At 68.4% G+C, this 17,911-nt stretch carries 17 protein-coding genes and 1 tRNA gene; 9 read left to right on the top strand and 9 right to left on the bottom strand.

What is annotated here, in order from left to right; translation table 11 throughout:
* Window positions 1-135: 135 nt before the first annotated feature.
* From A5728_RS13230 to A5728_RS13200, 7 genes are all read right to left on the bottom strand, one after another.
* Window positions 136-408, bottom strand: coding sequence for a DUF4235 domain-containing protein (locus tag A5728_RS13230; RefSeq protein WP_035964077.1), 273 nt, complete (start codon window positions 406-408; stop codon window positions 136-138).
* A 127-nt stretch (window positions 409-535) separates the two neighbouring features.
* A complete protein-coding gene (gene mnhG / locus A5728_RS13225) occupies window positions 536-901 on the bottom strand; it encodes a monovalent cation/H(+) antiporter subunit G (protein ID WP_035964074.1) in 366 nt (121 codons plus the stop codon).
* Window positions 898-1,161: a monovalent cation/H+ antiporter complex subunit F gene (locus A5728_RS13220; RefSeq protein ID WP_035964181.1), complete on the bottom strand. Its 264-nt coding sequence runs from the start codon at window positions 1,159-1,161 to the stop codon at window positions 898-900. The genes mnhG and A5728_RS13220 overlap by 4 nt, the downstream gene beginning before the upstream one ends.
* Window positions 1,162-1,163: 2 nt before the next feature.
* On the bottom strand, window positions 1,164-1,811 hold the full coding sequence (locus A5728_RS13215; protein ID WP_064847505.1) for a Na+/H+ antiporter subunit E: 648 nt from the start codon (window positions 1,809-1,811) through the stop codon (window positions 1,164-1,166).
* Entirely contained in the window at window positions 1,808-3,445 is a 1,638-nt protein-coding gene (locus A5728_RS13210) for a Na+/H+ antiporter subunit D (RefSeq protein ID WP_064847504.1), read from the bottom strand. The genes A5728_RS13215 and A5728_RS13210 overlap by 4 nt, the downstream gene beginning before the upstream one ends.
* Window positions 3,435-3,965 (bottom strand): Na(+)/H(+) antiporter subunit C, encoded by a 531-nt coding sequence (locus A5728_RS13205; RefSeq protein WP_064847503.1) that lies wholly within the window; start codon window positions 3,963-3,965, stop codon window positions 3,435-3,437. Before A5728_RS13205 ends, A5728_RS13210 begins: the two co-directional genes overlap by 11 nt.
* A complete protein-coding gene (locus tag A5728_RS13200) occupies window positions 3,962-7,063 on the bottom strand; it encodes a Na+/H+ antiporter subunit A (RefSeq protein WP_064847502.1) in 3,102 nt (1,033 codons plus the stop codon). Before A5728_RS13200 ends, A5728_RS13205 begins: the two co-directional genes overlap by 4 nt.
* Before the next feature lie 218 nt (window positions 7,064-7,281).
* Between A5728_RS13200 and A5728_RS13195 the strand changes: the two genes are divergently transcribed.
* Window positions 7,282-8,649, top strand: coding sequence for an MFS transporter (locus A5728_RS13195; protein WP_064847501.1), 1,368 nt, complete (start codon window positions 7,282-7,284; stop codon window positions 8,647-8,649).
* Window positions 8,650-8,704: 55 nt separating this feature from the next.
* Here A5728_RS13195 and dcd read toward each other — a convergent pair whose 3' ends face one another.
* Window positions 8,705-9,283, bottom strand: coding sequence for a dCTP deaminase (dcd, locus tag A5728_RS13190; protein WP_064847500.1), 579 nt, complete (start codon window positions 9,281-9,283; stop codon window positions 8,705-8,707).
* Between the two features lie 125 nt (window positions 9,284-9,408).
* Between dcd and A5728_RS13185 the strand changes: the two genes are divergently transcribed.
* The 7 genes from A5728_RS13185 to A5728_RS13155 all read left to right on the top strand — a co-directional run bounded on the left by A5728_RS13185 (window position 9,409) and on the right by A5728_RS13155 (window position 15,703).
* Window positions 9,409-9,479: transfer RNA gene (locus A5728_RS13185), tRNA-Gly, on the top strand.
* 148 nt (window positions 9,480-9,627) lie between these two features.
* Window positions 9,628-10,080, top strand: a complete 453-nt coding sequence (panD, locus tag A5728_RS13180; protein ID WP_035964064.1) for an aspartate 1-decarboxylase — start codon at window positions 9,628-9,630, stop codon at window positions 10,078-10,080.
* 51 nt (window positions 10,081-10,131) lie between these two features.
* Window positions 10,132-11,052, top strand: a complete 921-nt coding sequence (locus tag A5728_RS13175) for an AEC family transporter (RefSeq protein ID WP_064847499.1) — start codon at window positions 10,132-10,134, stop codon at window positions 11,050-11,052.
* A gap of 158 nt (window positions 11,053-11,210) precedes the next feature.
* Window positions 11,211-12,527, top strand: coding sequence for an extracellular solute-binding protein (locus tag A5728_RS13170; protein ID WP_064847498.1), 1,317 nt, complete (start codon window positions 11,211-11,213; stop codon window positions 12,525-12,527).
* Window positions 12,524-13,492, top strand: a complete 969-nt coding sequence (locus A5728_RS13165; protein WP_064847497.1) for a carbohydrate ABC transporter permease — start codon at window positions 12,524-12,526, stop codon at window positions 13,490-13,492. Before A5728_RS13170 ends, A5728_RS13165 begins: the two co-directional genes overlap by 4 nt.
* Before the next feature lie 5 nt (window positions 13,493-13,497).
* Entirely contained in the window at window positions 13,498-14,334 is an 837-nt protein-coding gene (locus A5728_RS13160) for a carbohydrate ABC transporter permease (protein WP_064847496.1), read from the top strand.
* Window positions 14,335-14,380: 46 nt separating this feature from the next.
* Window positions 14,381-15,703: an ABC transporter ATP-binding protein gene (locus tag A5728_RS13155; RefSeq protein ID WP_064847495.1), complete on the top strand. Its 1,323-nt coding sequence runs from the start codon at window positions 14,381-14,383 to the stop codon at window positions 15,701-15,703.
* Between the two features lie 354 nt (window positions 15,704-16,057).
* Here A5728_RS13155 and A5728_RS13150 read toward each other — a convergent pair whose 3' ends face one another.
* Window positions 16,058-16,708: a hypothetical protein gene (locus A5728_RS13150; protein WP_064847494.1), complete on the bottom strand. Its 651-nt coding sequence runs from the start codon at window positions 16,706-16,708 to the stop codon at window positions 16,058-16,060.
* 171 nt (window positions 16,709-16,879) lie between these two features.
* On the opposite strand from A5728_RS13150, the gene A5728_RS13145 reads away from it, so the two are divergent.
* Window positions 16,880-17,860 (top strand): hypothetical protein, encoded by a 981-nt coding sequence (locus tag A5728_RS13145; RefSeq protein WP_064847493.1) that lies wholly within the window; start codon window positions 16,880-16,882, stop codon window positions 17,858-17,860.
* Window positions 17,861-17,911 lie beyond the last annotated feature (51 nt).

The raw sequence follows: 17,911 nt of genomic DNA, 5'->3' as shown, positions 1-17,911 counted from the left end.
CGGGTGGGGGTGTTACCGACCTGCGTCATGCTGAATCCTCCTGAAGATCCCAGGAGGGGAAGAACACCACCCGCCGTCGTACGTGCGTCCTACGCGGCCCCGGCCCACCCGTACGGGTGGCGCGGGACCCGCGGCTCAGATCTCGCTCTGGGAGCTGCGGGAGGGATCGGAGTCCTTGGACTCGAACTTGGCCACCTGGCGGGAGATCCCCACCTTGATGACGGTGCCCACGACACCGGTGATCACGGCCCAGATGATGATGTCGGTCCAGGCCTCGTCCGGGTCCGGGTTCTTGGCGGGGGGCTCGTTGCCCGTGACCTGCTTCCACACCGCGGACAGGCCCTTGTTGGCCAGGGCCACGCCACCCAGGGACGCCACCGTGCCGAAAATGTCCATTGCCTTGTTCATGAGGTTCTCCTTGTCCTGTGGGTGTCGGCGGCACCGGGCGGCCGACGACGTCGTGCTCGTTGCCCAGCATACGAAGCGCCGGGCGCGACGGGGCGGAAGGAACCCGGCCCCACCGAGAATTACGTCCTCAGCGAGATTCTTCCTCGCCGGCGCGCGCGACGACCTCGCGCAGCTCGTCCTCCACGAGGTTCTTCTCGTTCAGGTGCTTGGAGCGGTAGGCGGCGCGGCCCACCATGTGCGCGGACACGGGCACCGTGAGCAGCTGGAACAGCCACGCGAGGATCATCAGCGGGATCATGCCGGGATTGCCGCTCTCGATCGCCACGGCCGTGAGCAGCAGGAGCAACCCCAGGACCTGGGGCTTGGTCCCGGCGTGCATGCGCGAGAGCAGATCGGGGAAGCGCACCAGACCCACCGCCGCGGCCAGGGACATGAGGGAGCCCCCCACGAGGCACAGCAGCGCGATGACGTCCAGGACGGTGTGCCAGTTCATGAGCGCTCCAACCCCACGTTGCGCGCGACCGTCACGGAGCCCAGGAAGCCCACCAGGGAGATGATCACGAGCAGGATGATGTTGCTGGAGTGGTGGTTGTACACCATCTCGATGGCGAGACCCGCACCCACGATCGCGAGCAGCACGTCCGTGGCGATCACCCGGTCCAACAGAGACGGGCCCTTGGCCAGCCGGTAGATCGTGCCCGCGGCCGCCACGGTGAGAATCGCACCGCACACCCACACGGCGACGTCGAACATGGTCATGGCCGCTCCTCCCTGAGGCCGTCCAGGGCCTTGTTCATCTTGGTGGTCGGCGACGCGACGGCGCCGGAGGCGTCCGCGCCACCCGCGTCACCCGAGGCCTCCAGTTTCGCGAGGTCCTCCTTGGAGCCCATGATCTTGATCCACGCCGCCTCGATGTTCAGCGCGGACTCCCGGAACGACTCCGCCTCCTCCGGCGTGGAGACGTCCAGCACGTGGAAGTACAGGATCCCGTTGCCGCGATCCACCTCCACCACGAGCGAGCCCGGGATCAGCGCCATGGTGTGACCCACGGCCGTCATGAGCAGGTCGTTGTTCTGCCGCAGCTTCACCCGCAGCACCGCGTTGTGCACCTTGGGGCCCTGCATGAGCGCCACACCGAACACGTGGACGCTGGCCCGGGCCACCTGCCAGATGAACGTGATCACGAACAGCGCGAAATGCAGGACGTTGAACCGCCCGGACAACCGCACCGGGGGCAGCGTGAGCGTGCGGGTCACGAACACCGCGAGGATCAGCCCGAAGACCAGGTTGCCCACGCTCCAGTCACCCCACAGGGCACCCCACACGACCACGAGCCACAGGATCAGGGGCAGCTCGGCCCGCAGGGAGTTCCGGGAGCGGCGCTGCATCGGGGACGTACTCATCGGCCCTCCTCGCTCACACCGCCGGGACCCACGGGGGCCAGCACGGCATTGACGTATCGATCCGGATTGATCAGGTTCTCGGACGCGTTGTCCGCGAGATCGAACAGCGGCCCGGCGAAGACCGTGAGCGCCACACCCACCGCCACGAGCGCGGTGGTCGCGCCCACCATGGTCCCGGGCAGCAGTACCACCGGGGACCGGCCGGAGAAGCGGCTACCGGACTCGCCCGCGACCGCGCGGGACGTGCGGGGACGGCGGCCCTCCGCGGTGGTGGCGCGCAGCACGGGGTCCGGGTACTCGGCGTCGTCCACGTTGCGCAGGAACACACGGTTCCACACGCGGATCAGGGCCATGAGCGTGAGCAGCGAGACGAACACGGACACGCCCACGAGCAGGTAGCTCAGCCACGTCCCGGCCTCGACACCGGCCTCCAGCAGGCCCACCTTGCCCAGGAAGCCCGAGAACGGCGGGATGCCGCCCAGGTTCAGGGCCGGGATCATGTACAGCACACCCAGCAGCGGGGAGATCTTGAGCATCCCGGCGAGACGGTCCACGTTGGTGGAGCCACCGCGGCGCTCGATCAGCCCGGCGATCAGGAACAGGCTGGTCTGGATCACGATGTGGTGCGCGATGTAGTAGACCACCGCGGCCAGCGCGGCCTGCGTGCCCAGTGCGATGCCGAAGATCATGTAGCCGATGTGACTGATCAGCGTGAACGAGAGCATACGTTTGATGTCGATCTGGGCGAGCGCGCCCAGGATGCCCACGACCATGGTCAACAACGCGACCCACATCAACAGGTCGTTGATCTGCGTCCCGGGGAACAACAAGGTCTCGGTGCGGATGATCGAGTAGACGCCCACCTTGGTCAACAGACCGGCGAACACCGCGGTCACCGGTGCGGACGCGGTCGGGTAGGAGTCGGGCAGCCAGAAGGACAGCGGGAAGATCGCGGCCTTCACCCCGAACGCGATCAGCAGCATCAGGTGCAACTGCATCTGGGTGCCCTGCGGCAGGTCCGCGAGCTTCACGGACAGGTCCGCCATGTTCACGGTGCCCGTGGCGCCGTAGATCATCCCCAGGGAGATCAGGAACAGGATGGAGGAGATCACCGAGACGACCACGTAGGTCACGCCCGCGCGGATCCGCTGCGCCGTACCACCCATGGTGAGCAAGACGTAGGAGGCGGTCAACAGGATCTCGAAGCCCACGTAGAGGTTGAAGAGGTCACCCGCGAGGAACGCGTGGGACACACCCGCGACCAGCAGCAGGAACGTGGGGTAGAAGATGGAGATGGGGCCCTCGTCGTCCCCGCTGGCCACACCCTCACTGACCGCGTAGATCAACACCGCGAGGGACACCACCACGGAGACCACGAGCATGAGCGCGGACAACTGGTCCACGACCATCACGATGCCGTACGGGGCGGCCCAGTCCCCCAGGTGCACGACCTGTGGGCCCTGGTTCCATACGTTCGCGAGCATGAACGCGTTCAGGATCAGCGTGAGCACCATGGCGCCCACGGTCACCCCGCGCTGCAGCCGGTTGCGGTGGACGATGATGAAGTTCAGGGCGGCGCCGAGGAACGGGATCAGGACCGCGAGCGGCGCGAACTGTGCCGGATCAGTGGTCATGCGGGCTCCTCCCTCGCGCCTCGGAGAACTTCTCGGCCCTGTAGTGACCAGGCGATTCGGCGGCCTCTTCCTCATTGTGACGCGACGGCGCGAACCGGGCGTCCGCGTGGTTGAACTCGGAGGTGTCCTGCGGCAGGGCGTCGTCGTCCTCGGCGTCGTACGAGGACTGCTGCGCCACGCGACGGTCCTCGAGGTCGTCCTGGATCTCGTCCCGGCGGGCCAGGATCCACGAACGCCAGATCATGCTGAGGATGAAGGCGGTCGTGGCGAGCGAGATCACGATCGAGGTGAGCACGAGCGCCTGTGGCAGCGGGTCCGAGTACTCCGAGGGGTCGCGGGCGGCGTCGTACAACGGCGCGATGCCGGGCGTGCCGCTCGTGTGCAGGATCAGCAGGTTGGCCCCGTTGGTGAGCAGCATGATGCCCAGCAGTACGCGGGTGAGCGAGCGTTCCAGCAGGAGGTAGACCCCCACGGAGAACAACACACCCATGATCACCAGGAGTGTGAGATTCACGGTCATCGCTGTGCCTCCTGGGGCTCGTCCCCGGAGACCAAGGAGCCCTCGGGAGCATCGGGGTCGTCCACCCGGTGCGCGGTGACCCCGGGGCCGTTACGGGTCAGGCGGATCCGGGCGCCGCGGCCCGCGCGCTTCTTCCGGGACTCCACGGCGGAACGCTCGATGTGTTCGTCGATCCGCCCGCCCAGGGAGCGCAGGATGTCCAGCACCAGGCCCACCACGATCAGGTAGACACCGATGTCGAAGATCACCGCGGTGACGAACTTGACGTGACCGAAGACGAGCATGTCCCACTCGAACGTGTAGCTCTCCATCACGGCCCCGCCGAAGAACACGGGGACGATCGCGTACAGGGAAGCGATCGCCAGGCCCGCGCCGAGCATCCAGCCCGCATTGACCGGGGTCGCGCGTTCGAGTTCGTAGCGTCCGCCCGCGAGGTAGCGCATGGTCAGGGCGAGGGAGGCCATCAGGCCGCCGGCGAAACCACCACCGGGGATGTTGTGCCCCGCGATGAGCAGGTAGAAGGACACGAGCATGAAGGTGTGGAACAGCAGTCGGGCCACGACCTCGAAGATGATCGAGCGCCGCTCCGGGGCCAGCGTTCGACCCGCGAGCAGGAACGGGTCCGCGTCCGGGCGGGAGGTGAACCGGCGGGCGACCTCGAGCTGGCGGGTGTTCGCGTGCGGGGAGTGCGCCGCGGAGTCCGCGCCACGCACGACCTTCAGCTGCTGGGTGTCCAGCTCGTGGCGCTCACTGCGCAAGCGGTCCCCGCGTCCCTTGACGAAGATCAAGGACGCGATGCCCGTGGCGGCCACCGTGAGCACGGTGATCTCACCCATGGTGTCCCACGCGCGGATGTCCACGAGCAGGACGTTGACCACGTTGGCGCCGTCGCCCATCTCGTAGGCCATCCGCGGCAGTTCCAGGGAGATCCGTTCCGCCGACCGCGAGGAGATGGAGAACACCGCGAGCGCCATCATGAACAGTCCGAACACCACGGCGAAGACCGCGCGGAACACCCGGTGCCCGGCGGGCCGGCGGTTCCACAGCGGGCCCGGCAGGGAGCGCAGCGCCAGGACGAACGCCACGAGGGAGATCGTCTCCACGAGCGTCTGGGTCAGGGCGAGGTCCGGCGCGCCGTGGAGCGCGAACGTCAGGGCCAAGCCGTAACCCGTGACCGAGACCAGCAGGACGGCCAGGAACCGCTTGCCCGCGGTGAGCACGAGCAGGGCCGCCACGATCATGGCGATCCCGGTGACCAGCTGAGCCGGGGAATCCGCGTAGCGGAACCCGGCGAGCGGCGGGGTCTCGTACCAGAACAGGGCCACGAGCGGCACCACGATCGCGGTCACGAGGATCACGGACAGGTAGAACATCAGCGAACCACGCTGGGTCCGGCCGGTGAGCCACACCGCGACCATGTCCAGCACGTTGATGATCTTGCGGTAGACGAAGTCACCGGTGGGCAGTTTCGGCAACCGGTCCTGCAACGAGCCCACGGGCCGGCGCGCGACGTACAACAGCGCGCCCACGCCGATGATCAGCGCGGAGAGCCCCAGCGCCGGGGTCAGCCCGTGCCACAGCACCAGGTGCACGTGGGATTCGGCGACGTCCGGGAACTGTTCCTGGTAGCGCACGATCCCTGCCTCCACGGGTGCGGGCCACAGGCCGAACACCACCGTGAGCAGGGCCAGCACCGCGGGCGCCACGAGGAAGGCCCACGGCACCGGGGTGAACTCGCCGATGACCGACTGACCGTCCTCGGCGGCGTCGAGATCGGAGAACTGCGCGGGCTTGCGCGCGAAGCCGCCCCACAGGAACCGCGCGCTGTACGCGAAGGTGAGGATGGAGCCGAGCACCACGCACACGAGCGCGATCATCGCGAGCGGGTCCGCGGCGTGGTCCACGAACGCCGTGAGTACCGCTTCCTTGGTCACGAAGCCGAGCAGCGGCGGGATGCCGGCCATGGACGCCGCACCGATCATGGCCACCACGAACAGCATGGGTGCCGTACGACCCACACCGGAGAGCCTGCGGATGTCACGGGTCCCGGCCTGGTGGTCGATGATGCCCACGCTCAGGAACAGGGTGGCCTTGAACAGACCGTGCGCGATGACCATGCCCATGCCGGCCATCGCGGTGTCCGCCGTGCCGAACGCCACGACCGCGGTGATGAAGCCCAACTGGCTCACCGTGCCGTACGCGAGGATCAGCTTGAGGTCGAACTGGCGCAGCGCGACCCAGCCGCCGAAGATCATGGTGCCCAGGCCCAGGGTCAGGGTGACGGGCAGCCACCACTGGGTGTCCACGAACCCGGGAGCGAGCCGCGCCACGAGGTAGATCCCGGCCTTGACCATGGCCGCGGCGTGCAGGTAGGCGGAGACCGGGGTGGGCGCCGCCATGGCGGCGGGCAGCCAGAAGTGGGTGGGCAACAGCGCGGACTTGGAGACGGCGCCGGCCAGGATCAGCACGAGCGCCACGTCCACCGTGGTGGAGCCCAGGAGCTCGGGGGCCGCCTCCAGGACCCCGGAGATCCGGAAGGTCCCGGCGGCGTTGCCGAGCATCACCAGGCCCACGAGCATCGCCAGACCGCCCGCGGTGGTGATGATGAGCGCCTGCAGGGCCGCTCGACGCGCGGCGAGCTTGGTGCGCGAATAGGAGATCAACAGGAAGGAGAGCACCGAGGTGATCTCCCAGAACACGAACAGCACCATGAGGTCGTCCGCGGTGACCAGACCGAACATGGCGCCCGCGAAGGCCACGAGCTGGGCGGCGAACGGGCCGATGCCCTGGGCGTCCGACTTGAAGTAGCGCGCACAGTACGCGAGGACGAGGGCCCCCACGCCCAGCACCAGCAGGCACATCATGTACGCGAGGGAATCCATCCGGAAGGACAGCGAGATCCCCAGCTGCGGGATCCATTCCACGGTGCTGGTCCACCCCTGGACGTCCGCGTGGGCGCGGGAGGTCTGGGTGAAGAGCCAGATCAGGCTGGCGAACGGGACGAGCGCCACGAGGTAGAAGCCGGATCGTCCGGTGCGCTTGAGGATCGCGGGTGCACACAGGGCCGCGAGCCCGTGGACAAGCAGCACCGCGATCATGGGACCTTACCTCTCGAGCCACGGACTACCCACGGGTACCTGAAAATGGGCCCACGGGGATCCGGGCGGAAATGGGGTGGCAGTTTCGAGTTCCCAGCATAACAAAGCAGGGTGACGGCCCGTTTCGTCGCACGTCATGGGCCCCTCGCCGCGGCACCCCCACTGCCCAGGTGCGCCGGGCCCTGGGCGGGAGGGCACCGGGCCCGTAGGGTGAGCCCATGACCGGTCAGCACCCGTCCACGGCGGCCCCTGGACGTCCCCCGCGCGCCCCGCGCCCCGGCGAGGGCGGTTCGCGCGCCCGCGTGCTCATGTGGTGCCTGTGGGACACCGGCACGTCCGCGTACAACGCCGTGATGCTCACGTTCGTGTTCACCGTGTACCTCACGAGCCCGGCGTTCGGGTCGAGCGAGTACACGTCCACGGTGCTGAGCATCGCCATGACGATTGCGGGTTTCGCGATCGCGCTCACGGCGCCGCTGATCGGCCAGCGCAGTGATTCCCCCCGGTCCCGCGCCACGTTCCTCACCGGCAACACCGTGGTGCTCGTCCTGTGCACGGGTCTCGCGTTCCTCGCCCGACCCGATCCCGCCTTCCTGTTCCTGGGTGTGGGGCTCGTGGCCGTGGGCAGCGTGGCCCAGGAGTTCGCCACGGTCAGTTACAACGCCATGCTCCCCGCGCTGGCCGGTCCCCAGCGCATGGGTAAGGTCTCCGGGTGGGGCTGGGGCGCGGGGTACGTGGGCGGGATCTTCGCCCTCGCCTTCGTCCTGTTCGGTTTCGTCACACCCGGTTTCCTGGGCATCCCCACCGACGACGCCCTCAACTACCGCGCCGTGGCACTGTTCAGCGCGGCATGGATCCTCGTGTTCTGCCTGCCCCTCATGCTCAAGGCACGAAGTATGCCGTTCCGGGCATCCATCGACGACGCCGCTGCGGCCCCCGCACAGCCTCGCCGCCGCGGCATCCTGGGCGCCTATGCCGAGCTCTTCCGCACCATCGCGGCCCTGTGGCGGGTCTCGCGTGCCACGGTCGTCTTCCTGCTCAGTTCCGCGGTCTACCGGGACGGACTGGCCGGGGTCTTCACGTTCGGCGGGGTCCTGGCCGCGGGCAGCTTCGGGTTCTCGCTCACCGAGGTCATCATGTTCGCCGTCGCGGCCAATCTCATCGCGGCACTGGGTGCGTTCGTGGGCGGCGCACTCGACGACGCGCTGGGCCCACGCGTCGTGATCACCGCGTCCCTCGTGGGTGTGCTCGTGGCGGGAACGGCCCTGCTGTTCTGGCACGGCAAGATCGCGTTCTGGGTGTGCGGGCTGGCACTGTGCCTGTTCGTGGGACCCGCGCAGGCGGCGTCGCGCACGTACCTGGGACGGCTCATCCCGCCGGGCCGCGACGGCGAGATCTACGGTCTGTACGCCACCACGGGCCGCGCGGTGAGCTTCATGGCCCCCGGGTTGTTCGGGGTGTTCGTGACACTGATGGGCGCCCAGATCTGGGGCATCCTGGGGATCCTGGTGGTCGTGGCCGCGGGTCTCGTGCTGTTGTTGCTCACGCCCCGCCCGCCCGAGGGGTTCACCACAGCCCGCGTGTGAGCCGCACTCACGCAGGCGGGCTCACTCAATACGCAGGGTCACTCGATGCGTGAGCTCACTCGATGATCGTGCGGTGGAAGTTCAGGTGGCTGCGCGACGCGGTGGGGCCCCGCTGGCCCTGGTAGCGGTTGCCGTACGCGCCGCTGCCGTACGGGTGCTCGGTCGCGGAGGAGAGCTGGAAGAAACACAGCTGCCCCACCTTGGAGCCGGGCCACAGTTTGATGGGCAGCGTGGCCATGTTGGACAGCTCGAGCGTCACGTGCCCACTGAACCCCGGGTCGATGAACCCGGCGGTCGAGTGCGTGAGCAGGCCCAGCCGCCCCAGGGAGGACTTGCCCTCGAGGCGCGCCGCGACGTCGTCCGGCAGGGTGACCTTCTCGTACGTGGCCCCCAGCACGAACTCCCCCGGGTGCAGCACGAACGGCTCGTCCGGGGCCACCTCCACGAGTCGCGTGAGATCGGGCTGCTCCTGGGAGGGGTCGATGTGCGCGTACTTGTGGTTGTCGAACAGCCGGAACCACCGGTCCAGGCGCACGTCCACGCTCGCGGGCTGGACCATCGCGGGATCGTACGGTTCCAGGCGCACGCGCCCGGAGTCCAGGTGGCGGCGGATGTCGCGGTCTGAGATGAGCACGTGTCCACGGTAGTCCACGGTCCCGCGCGGGCGCCGGTGACGACGCCGCGGAACAACCACGCACCGAAACGTGTTGTAGAGTGGTGGGCGTTCAAACGTGGACCGCACGGTCCCGCACGAACGATGCGGCTGTAGCTCAATGGTAGAGCGCACGCTTCCCAAGCCTGATACGCGGGTTCGATTCCCGTCAGCCGCTCCGCACGAATCGTGAAACGCCCCGGGAACCATCTGGTCCCGGGGCGTTTCGCGCCGAGGACCCGCCCCGAACACCACCTCGGCCCTCACGACGGGCGGCCGGCGGGTCCGGACCGCGAACCACACCACCCATCGCATCAGGAGCAATCATGCTGCGCACCATGTTCACCGGGAAGATCCACCGAGCCACCGTGACCCAGGCGGACCTGCACTACGTGGGGTCCGTGACGGTGGACCAGGACCTGCTGGACGCCGCGAACATCCTGCCCGGCGAGCTCGTGGCGATCGTGGACGTCACCAACGGTGCGCGGCTCGAGACATACACGATCGCGGGCGAGCGCGGTAGCGGCGTCGTGGGCATCAACGGTGCCGCGGCGCACCTGGTGCACCCGGGTGACCTGGTGATCCTGATCGCGTACGGTCTCATGGACACCGCCGAGGCGCAGAACTACGAACCCCACGTGGTACATGTGGACGAGCACAACAGGATCGTGGCGCTCGGTTCGGACCCCGCGGACGCCGTGGTGGGGGACATGCTCCGCCCGCCGCACGCCCGCGCCCACCTGCAGGCCCGGGAGGACGCGGCCGTCGCGGGCCTGTGACCCTGCCGCGCTCCCGGGGGCGCGGACCCGCCGACGCGAGGAGATGAGCTCATGAGCGGAGTCGTCTCCGGGTTCTTCATCGTATGGGCCGTGATCGGGCTGGGTTACGTGATCGGGCGCGCGGGGGTGCTCGGCCCGGACGGCCAGCGGGTGCTGTCCAAACTCGCGTTCTACGTGGCGTCCCCGCCGCTATTGTTCACCACCATCTCCGAAGCGGACATCCACCACATCTTCTCCGCGCCGCTGCTCGTGGCGGCCGCGTCCGCGTGGCTCACCATGATCGCGTACGCACTGCTCTCCCGGTTCGTGTTCTCCCGGGACGCCGCCACCGTGGTGATGGGCGCGCAGGCCGCCGGGCAGGTCAACGCCGCCAACCTGGGGATCCCCATCGCCTTGTTCGTCCTGGGGGACGCGTCCCAGGTGGCCCCGGTGATGCTGTTTCAGCTGGCGATCAACACGCCGCTGTACCTCACGGTCATGGACACCCTCACTGGCGGGCGGCGCCCCACGGTCGGCTCGGTGCTCAAGAACATCGTGACGAACCCGCTCATCATGGGCTCCGCCCTGGGCATCATGTCCGCGGCCACGGGGATCCGCCTGCCCGACCTCGCGATGGAGCCCGTGCGCATCGTGGCGGGTGCGGCCGTTCCCGCTATGCTGCTCGCCTTCGGTCTCTCGCTGGTGGGCTCCCGCCCCCTGGCCTCCCCCGGCGCCCGGGTGGACACGCTGCTCGCGACCGGGGCCAAGGTCGTCGTGCACCCCGGGCTCGCGCTGTTGCTCGCGTGGGCGCTCGGGCTCACCGGGCACGCCCTGTACGCGGCCGTGATCATGGCCGCGCTGCCCACCGCGCAGAACCTCTACGTAGCGGCCGTGCGCTACGACCGGGCCACCACGGTGTGCCGGGACACTGTCCTGCTCACCACGGTCGTGTCCATGGCCACGATGGCGGTGGCCGCGGTCTTCCTCTCCTGACACACCGGCCGCCACGCCACCATCCCCGAAAGCGGGTAACACACGGTCCGTGACCCACGCCACGCCTACACTGAGCAGATGCTGAAATGACCGGTATTCCTACGGGGAGCGCCGGACCCATTCCGTCAGTACAGGCGCTCATCAGGGGAGGAACCATTGTGAAGTCCACTCACCACTCTCGCAGGGCCGGCAAGCCCCGCACGGTCCGCAGCGTAGCGGCCGCTGCGGCGGCGTCCGCCATGCTGCTCACGGGGTGCAGCGGCGGGGAGTCCGGCCCGCCCACGCTCACGTGGTACATCAACCCGGATGACGGCGGCCAGGACGTCCTCGCCCAGCAGTGCTCGGACGCGTCCGGCGGCAAGTACAAGATCCAGACGTCGCTGCTCCCGCGTGACGCGGCGTCCCAGCGCGAACAGCTGGCCCGCCGCCTCGCCGCGGGCGACACGTCCATGGACATCATGAGCCTGGACCCGCCCTACGTCCCGGAGCTCGCGGAACCCGGCTTCCTCGCCAAGCCCCCGCACGACGTCGTCGAGGCGACCACCAAGGACACCCTCGAGGGCCCGCTGGAGGGCGCCAAATGGAACGGCGAGATCGTGGCCATCCCGTTCTGGGCCAACACCCAATTGCTGTGGTACCGCGAGTCGGTGGCCAAGGCCGCGGGCCTGGACATGTCCGAGCCCGTCACGTGGGACCAGCTCATCGATGCCGCCCGCTCCCAGGACAAGTACCTGGGCGTGCAGGGCGTGCGCGGTGAGGCCATGTCCGTGTGGGTCAACGGCCTCGTGGAATCCGCGGGCGGTCAGGTCGTCACGGGCGGTGAGGAGGGCCAGGACGCCCAGATCACCCTCGACTCGGACGCCGGTAAGAAGGCTGCGGACATCATCGGGGCCATCGGTGGCGAGGGTCTGGGCGGTCCCGGTCTGGCCACCCAGGACGAGAACGCCTCCATGATCCAGTTCCAGGGGGACAAGGGCTCGTTCATGGTCAACTGGCCGTTCATCTACTCGGCCACGAAGGCCTCCGTGGACGAGGGCACCCTCGACAAGTCGGTGCTGGACGACATCAAGTGGACCACGTGGCCCCGTGTCGACGCGGGCACCGAGGCGCACCCGCCGCTGGGCGGCATCAACCTGGGCGTGGGCGCCAAGTCCGAGAACCAGGACCTCGCGTGGGAGGCCGTGCAGTGCATCGTCTCCCCCGAGCACCAGGCCCAGTACTTCGCGACCAACGGCAACCCGCCGTCCTCCATGAAGGCCTTCGACGACCCCGAGGTCAAGAAGGCGTACCCCATGGCCGACACCATCCGGAAGTCCCTCGACGCCGCGAAGCCCCGCGCGCAGACCCCGTACTACAACGAGATCTCCACGGCCATCCAGCAGAACTGGACCCCGCCGGCGGAAGTCACCGAGGACACTCCGCGTGAGACCACCGAATTCATTCAGGAAGTCCTGAAGGGAGATGCGCTGTTGTGAGTAGCACCGTCGATTCGCGCGCTCGCGCGTCCACGCCGGAGAAGTCCCGCCGTAGAGGCCATCTCTCGGACCGGGCCCGTTCGGAGCGGAAACTGGGGTGGCTGCTCGCCGGCCCCGCGTTCGTGATCATGCTCCTGGTCACGCTGTACCCCATCGTCCAGGCGTTGTGGGACTCGCTGTTTTCCTTCCGACTCACCGCACCCGATGACAAGGAGTTCGTGTTCCTGGGCAACTACTCCACGGCCCTGTCGGATATCGTGTTCTGGCGGGACCTGGGCGTGACCCTGCTGATCACCGTGGTCACGGTGGTCGTGGAACTCGTCCTGGGCCTCGCCCTCGCGCTCGTGATGCACAGCGCGATCAAGGCCACGCGCGGCCTGCTGCGCACCGCCATCCTGGTGCCCTACGGCATCATCACGGTGGTCTCCGCGTTCGCGTGGTTCTACGCCTTCGACATCACCACCGGCTACGTGAACAACTGGCTCTCGTGGCTGCCCATGATCGGTCCGGACTTCAACTGGTTTGCCTCCGCGGGCCCGTCCCTGTTCGTGATCATGGCCTCGGAGATCTGGAAGACCACCCCGTTCATCTCGCTGCTGCTGCTCTCCGGGCTCGCACAGGTCCCCGGTGAGCTCACCGAGGCCGCCCGTGTGGACGGCGCCTCGGCATGGCAACGCCTGAGCAAGGTGGTCCTGCCGAACATGAAGGCCGCCATCATGGTGGCCGTGGTGTTCCGCGCCCTGGACGCCTTCCGCATCTTCGACAACGTCTTCATCATGACCAAGGGCCAGTACGGCACCGAGACGCTCTCGCTGCTCGCGTACCGCACGTCCATCGGTCGTCTGGAAATCGGCCTTGGTTCGGCCATCTCGGTGATCCTGTTCATCTGCGTGATGCTGATCGCGCTGGTGGCCATAAAGGTCTTCAAGGTGGACCTCACCGGTGGCTCTGGGAAGGGGAAGTAACCGCCATGTTGAGCACCAAGCAGAAAATCGGCTGGACCGTCATCAGCATCGCGGTGCTGGTCTACGCGCTTTTCCCCGTCCTGTCCATCCTGATGACGTCCTTCAAATCCTCCTCGGACCTGAACTCGGGCAAGTTCATCCCCACGAAGTTCGTCACGAGCAACTACGAGCAGATCTTCGTGGGCGATGCCAAGGACCTGTTCCTGCCGGCCCTGTGGAACTCGATCGGCATCTCACTGATCTCCACGTTCGTGGCCGTCGTGCTCGCGACACTGTGCGCCTACGCGATCGCACGCCTGGACTTCCCGGGCAAGAAGATCGTGCTGACCACCGCGCTGATGGTCTCGATGTTCCCGGTAATCTCCATCGTCACGCCGCTGTTCAACCTGTGGCGCCAGGTGGGGCTCTACGACACCTGGCTCGGCCTGATCATCCCCTACCTGTCCCTGACCCTGCCGATCTCCATCTGGACCCTGGCGGCGTTCTTCCAGCAGATCCCCTGGGACCTTGACCGCGCGGCCCAGGTGGACGGCGCCACCACGTGGCAGGCGTTCCGCAAGGTGATCGTGCCGCTCACGCTGCCGGGTGTCTTCACCACGGCGATCATCGCGTTCTTCATCGCGTGGAACGACTTCGTGTACGGCATCGGCCTGACCTCGACCTCCGCGGCGCGTCCCGTCCCGGCGGCACTCGCGTTCTTCACCGGCGCCTCGCAGTTCGAGGCCCCTGCGGGCGCGATTTCCGCGGCGGCGATCATCGTGACCATCCCTGTGGTGCTGCTCGTTCTGGCGTTCCAGCGCCAGATCGTCTCCGGCCTGACCCAGGGCGCGGTCAAGGGCTGAGCCCGCCGCACCATCCACGCTTAGACATAGATAGGACTGAGTAGACATGGCAGCAATCACCATGGAACACCTCGTCAAGAAGTACGACGACGGTTTCCCCGCGGTCAACGACATCTCCATCGACGTCGCCGACGGCGAGTTCCTGATCCTCGTGGGCCCCTCCGGCTGCGGCAAGTCCACGCTCCTGCGCATGGTCGTGGGCCTCGAGGACATCACCTCCGGGGACCTGAACATCAACGGGGTGCGCGTCAACGACAAGCAGCCGCGTGATCGCAACCTCTCAATGGTGTTCCAGAACTACGCGCTGTACCCGCACCTGTCGGTGTACGAGAACATCGCCTTCCCGCTGCGCCTGTCCAAGGGGCAGTTCAGCGAGGAGGAGATCGACCGCAAGGTGCGCGAGGCGGCGGACACCCTGGACCTCAACGAGCACCTCGAGCGCAAGCCGGCGAACCTCTCCGGCGGTCAGCGCCAGCGCGTGGCCATGGGGCGCGCGATCGTGCGTGACGCGGACGCTTTCCTCTTCGACGAACCCCTGTCCAACCTGGACGCCAAGCTGCGCGGCCAGATGCGCACGGTGATCGCGCAGCTGCAGCGCCGCATGGGCATCACGTCGCTGTACGTGACCCACGACCAGACCGAGGCCATGACCCTCGGTGACCGTGTGGCCGTGCTCAAGCGTGGTCAGCTCCAGCAGATCGCGTCCCCGCGGGAGCTCTACGAACAGCCCGTCAACCTGTTCGTGGCGGGGTTCATCGGCGCTCCGTCCATGAACTTCATCCCGGCGCGCGTGAACGGCTCGGTGTTCCACACCCCGATCGGGGACATCGAGGTTCCGGAGCGCGTGCAGGGCAAGCTCACGAACGCCCCCGAGATCGTGCTGCTGGGCCTGCGCCCGGAGCACTTCGAGGACGCGAAGTTCGTGGACGAGACGAAAATCCCCCACGGGACCGTCTTCGACTCCGAATTCACGCACACCGAGTGGCTGGGCAACCAGCAGTACGGCTACATCCACTACCAGCAGGATGCCGCCGTGCAGCACAAACTCAACGAGCTGGCCCAAGAGCTGGACGCTGACGAGATGCCCGCCCAGGTGGTCGTCTCCCTGGACGCGTCCTCCCGCATCCGCGGTGGCTCCACGGCAAAGATCTGGCTGGACAGCCGCAAGATGCACGTGTTCAACCCGGAGACGGGCGAGAACCTCACGCGTGACGCCGAGGCCGGCGCCGAGCTGACCCGCGAGGCCAACGAGGAGCGCAAGGCGGAGATCGAGCGTTCCCGCCGGCACGAGGGCTCGGCGGGTTCCGCCGAACGGTCCGACGGCGCGGTCACCGGCAACCACATGGACGGCAGCACCGCCGCTCGCTGAGCATCCGGCACGGGCCGTGGCACACCGCGGCCCCGCCGACCGTACGACGGCCGGTCCCCGAGAAGGGGGTCGGCCGTCGTCGTACCCGGAACCGCCCGGGCCCGCTCGGGCGCCACGCTCCGCGGCCGAGCCGGAAGGCGGAAGGCGCGGGGCACGTCTCCGCCCGGCCCCCGAAAGGAACCGAGCGACCTCGTCGCCCAGGGAACCGAACGTCGTCGTGGTCCAGGGCAGCGCTGGAGGCGCCACGGCCCGCGGTGGGACCCGAAGCCGGGGGTCAGAGCCCGGCCTGGCCCCTGCACGGGAACCGAGCGCCGTCGCACCCGGACGGCTCTGCTGCCGACTGGGGCGGGTGTATCAGGCGGGGCCCCGCGTGAAGGCCCACCACACGAACAGGGCGACCGCCGCGATCAGCGCGCACGACGTCGCGACGTAGCGCACGCGCGGGTAGCGCACCCGCCACGCGACGAGCCGGGGCCAGTGCTCCGTGAGCTGCGCCGGCGTGGCCCGCTGGAAGTTGACGTGCTGGGCGCCGCTCGCCCGGGCCAGCTCGTCCAGGGTGCGCGCGTCCCAGACCGTCCCGTCCAGGAAGAGCGCCGAGCGCCCGGCCTGGGTGACGAACCAGAGGCAGGGTCGACCGCGGGACCCGCGGCTGCGCGGGCGCGCCGCGAGCAGCGTCCGGACCGTGACCACCTGGGCGATCCGCTCGCGGGGCACGGCCCGGAAACCGACCCAGCGGGAGAGCAGGACGTGGTGCGCGGTGAGCACCACGAGCGCGGGGCGCAGGTAGGCGTAGGCCGTCACGAGGCCCACGAGGGCGAGCAGGAGCAGCACGCCCATCGCGGGGCCGGCTGGGCGGCGGTACCCGATCACGAACACCGCGACGACCACGAGCAACAGCGGGGGAAGTGCCGCGCCGAGCCGGCGGCCGTACGACCCCATTCGGGGGTGGAACACGTGTTCCGGTGCCCCGTACTTCGCCGGGATCTGTCGGATGGTTTCCGCCATGAGCCGCCCTCGTGCCTGCCGTCCTCGGGGATCACACCGGAGTGGGCGATCGCGCCGTCCGGGGGCGGTGCCCCCGCGCCGCCCGGTTCAGCCTAGCGGCCCGGCAGCGGGCGGGTCATCGCCGGGACACGCGGGGCCCGCTCCCCGGGACGTCCACTAGCGTGGGGACTCATGGAACGCAGTGAACGCATCGTCAGGGCCGTGGGGGCATGGTTCGTCCTGATCCTGCTGGCGCTCGCGGGTGCGGCTGTGACCATTGCGCTCGTTAACAAGTACGCGTACGGGCCCGAGACGGACGTACGCGATTACTTCCAGGCACTCCAGGCCGGCGACGGCGGCAAGGCCCTGGGGTTGCTCAACGCCCAGGTCCCGGACTCCAACGCGGCCCTGTTGGACGGCGAACCCCTGGCCGAGGCGAGCAAGGGACTCGAGGACGTGTCCGTGCGCACCGTCGCGTTGTCCGGGGACCGGGCGGTGGTGCGGGCGAGCTACACGCTGAACGGTCATGAGGTGTCCTCCGAGTTCACGCTCCACCCCGCGGAGACGCAATGGGGGTTCTTCACGGTGTGGGACTTCGATCCCTCCACGCTGCCCACCATGAACGTGGCCATGCCGGGTTCCACCGCGGTGGACATCAACGGCGCGTCCGTGGCGCTCCCCGGGTCCTCCCGTGAGTTCGCGGTCTTCTACCCCGGGATCTACACGGGCTCCTACACCTCCCCCATGGTGCGCGCCGAGCCGCAGGAGGTGGCCGTGAGCGACGCCCGGGAGAACACCACCATGAAGCTCGAGGCCGAGCCGTCCGAACGCCTCACCCACCAGGTGGACAAACAGATCCACGAGCACCTGGACGAGTGTGCCGCACAGGACAGCCTCTACCCCGCGGGATGCCCCTTCTCCTATCAGTTCGACGGACGCATCCAGGGCCGCGTCTCCTGGAGCATCAAGGACTACCCCACGCCCTACGTCTCCTTGGAGGACGCCGCCGCGGGCCGCTGGCACGTGCCCGACAGCCGGGGGATCGCGCGCATCGAGTTCACCGCGGTGGACCTCTATGACGGCACCACATCCCAGGTCACCGATGAGGTCCCGTTCCTGCTGAGCGCGGACGTGAGGGTCACCGGGGACGAGGTGACCCCCCCGCCGCGCTGACGGGCGGGCGCCGCGCTGACGGGTGTGCCCCGGGTGCATCTGGGCCCGGGG

The organism is Kocuria sp. ICS0012, assembly GCF_001665945.1.
GTDB classification, from domain to species: domain Bacteria; phylum Actinomycetota; class Actinomycetes; order Actinomycetales; family Micrococcaceae; genus Kocuria; species Kocuria marina.
The sequence above is the reverse complement of the archived record's forward strand: the minus strand, read 5'-3'. Positions and strand labels throughout refer to the sequence as shown.

Excerpts from the sequence above, each read along its gene's own strand:
- A5728_RS13150 (WP_064847494.1), bottom strand. The coding sequence starts at position 16,708 with ATGGCGGAAACCATCCGACAGATCCCGGCGAAGTACGGGGCACCGGAA.
- A5728_RS13145 (WP_064847493.1), top strand. The coding sequence starts at position 16,880 with ATGGAACGCAGTGAACGCATCGTCAGGGCCGTGGGGGCATGGTTCGTC.
- A5728_RS13195 (WP_064847501.1), top strand. The coding sequence starts at position 7,282 with ATGACCGGTCAGCACCCGTCCACGGCGGCCCCTGGACGTCCCCCGCGC.
- A5728_RS13175 (WP_064847499.1), top strand. The coding sequence starts at position 10,132 with ATGAGCGGAGTCGTCTCCGGGTTCTTCATCGTATGGGCCGTGATCGGG.
- A5728_RS13160 (WP_064847496.1), top strand. The coding sequence starts at position 13,498 with ATGTTGAGCACCAAGCAGAAAATCGGCTGGACCGTCATCAGCATCGCG.
- A5728_RS13210 (WP_064847504.1), bottom strand. The coding sequence starts at position 3,445 with ATGACCACTGATCCGGCACAGTTCGCGCCGCTCGCGGTCCTGATCCCG.
- A5728_RS13200 (WP_064847502.1), bottom strand. The coding sequence starts at position 7,063 with ATGATCGCGGTGCTGCTTGTCCACGGGCTCGCGGCCCTGTGTGCACCC.
- A5728_RS13215 (WP_064847505.1), bottom strand. The coding sequence starts at position 1,811 with ATGAGTACGTCCCCGATGCAGCGCCGCTCCCGGAACTCCCTGCGGGCC.
- mnhG (WP_035964074.1), bottom strand. The coding sequence starts at position 901 with ATGAACTGGCACACCGTCCTGGACGTCATCGCGCTGCTGTGCCTCGTG.
- panD (WP_035964064.1), top strand. The coding sequence starts at position 9,628 with ATGCTGCGCACCATGTTCACCGGGAAGATCCACCGAGCCACCGTGACC.
- A5728_RS13155 (WP_064847495.1), top strand. The coding sequence starts at position 14,381 with ATGGCAGCAATCACCATGGAACACCTCGTCAAGAAGTACGACGACGGT.
- A5728_RS13230 (WP_035964077.1), bottom strand. The coding sequence starts at position 408 with ATGAACAAGGCAATGGACATTTTCGGCACGGTGGCGTCCCTGGGTGGC.
- A5728_RS13205 (WP_064847503.1), bottom strand. The coding sequence starts at position 3,965 with ATGACCGTGAATCTCACACTCCTGGTGATCATGGGTGTGTTGTTCTCC.
- A5728_RS13220 (WP_035964181.1), bottom strand. The coding sequence starts at position 1,161 with ATGTTCGACGTCGCCGTGTGGGTGTGCGGTGCGATTCTCACCGTGGCG.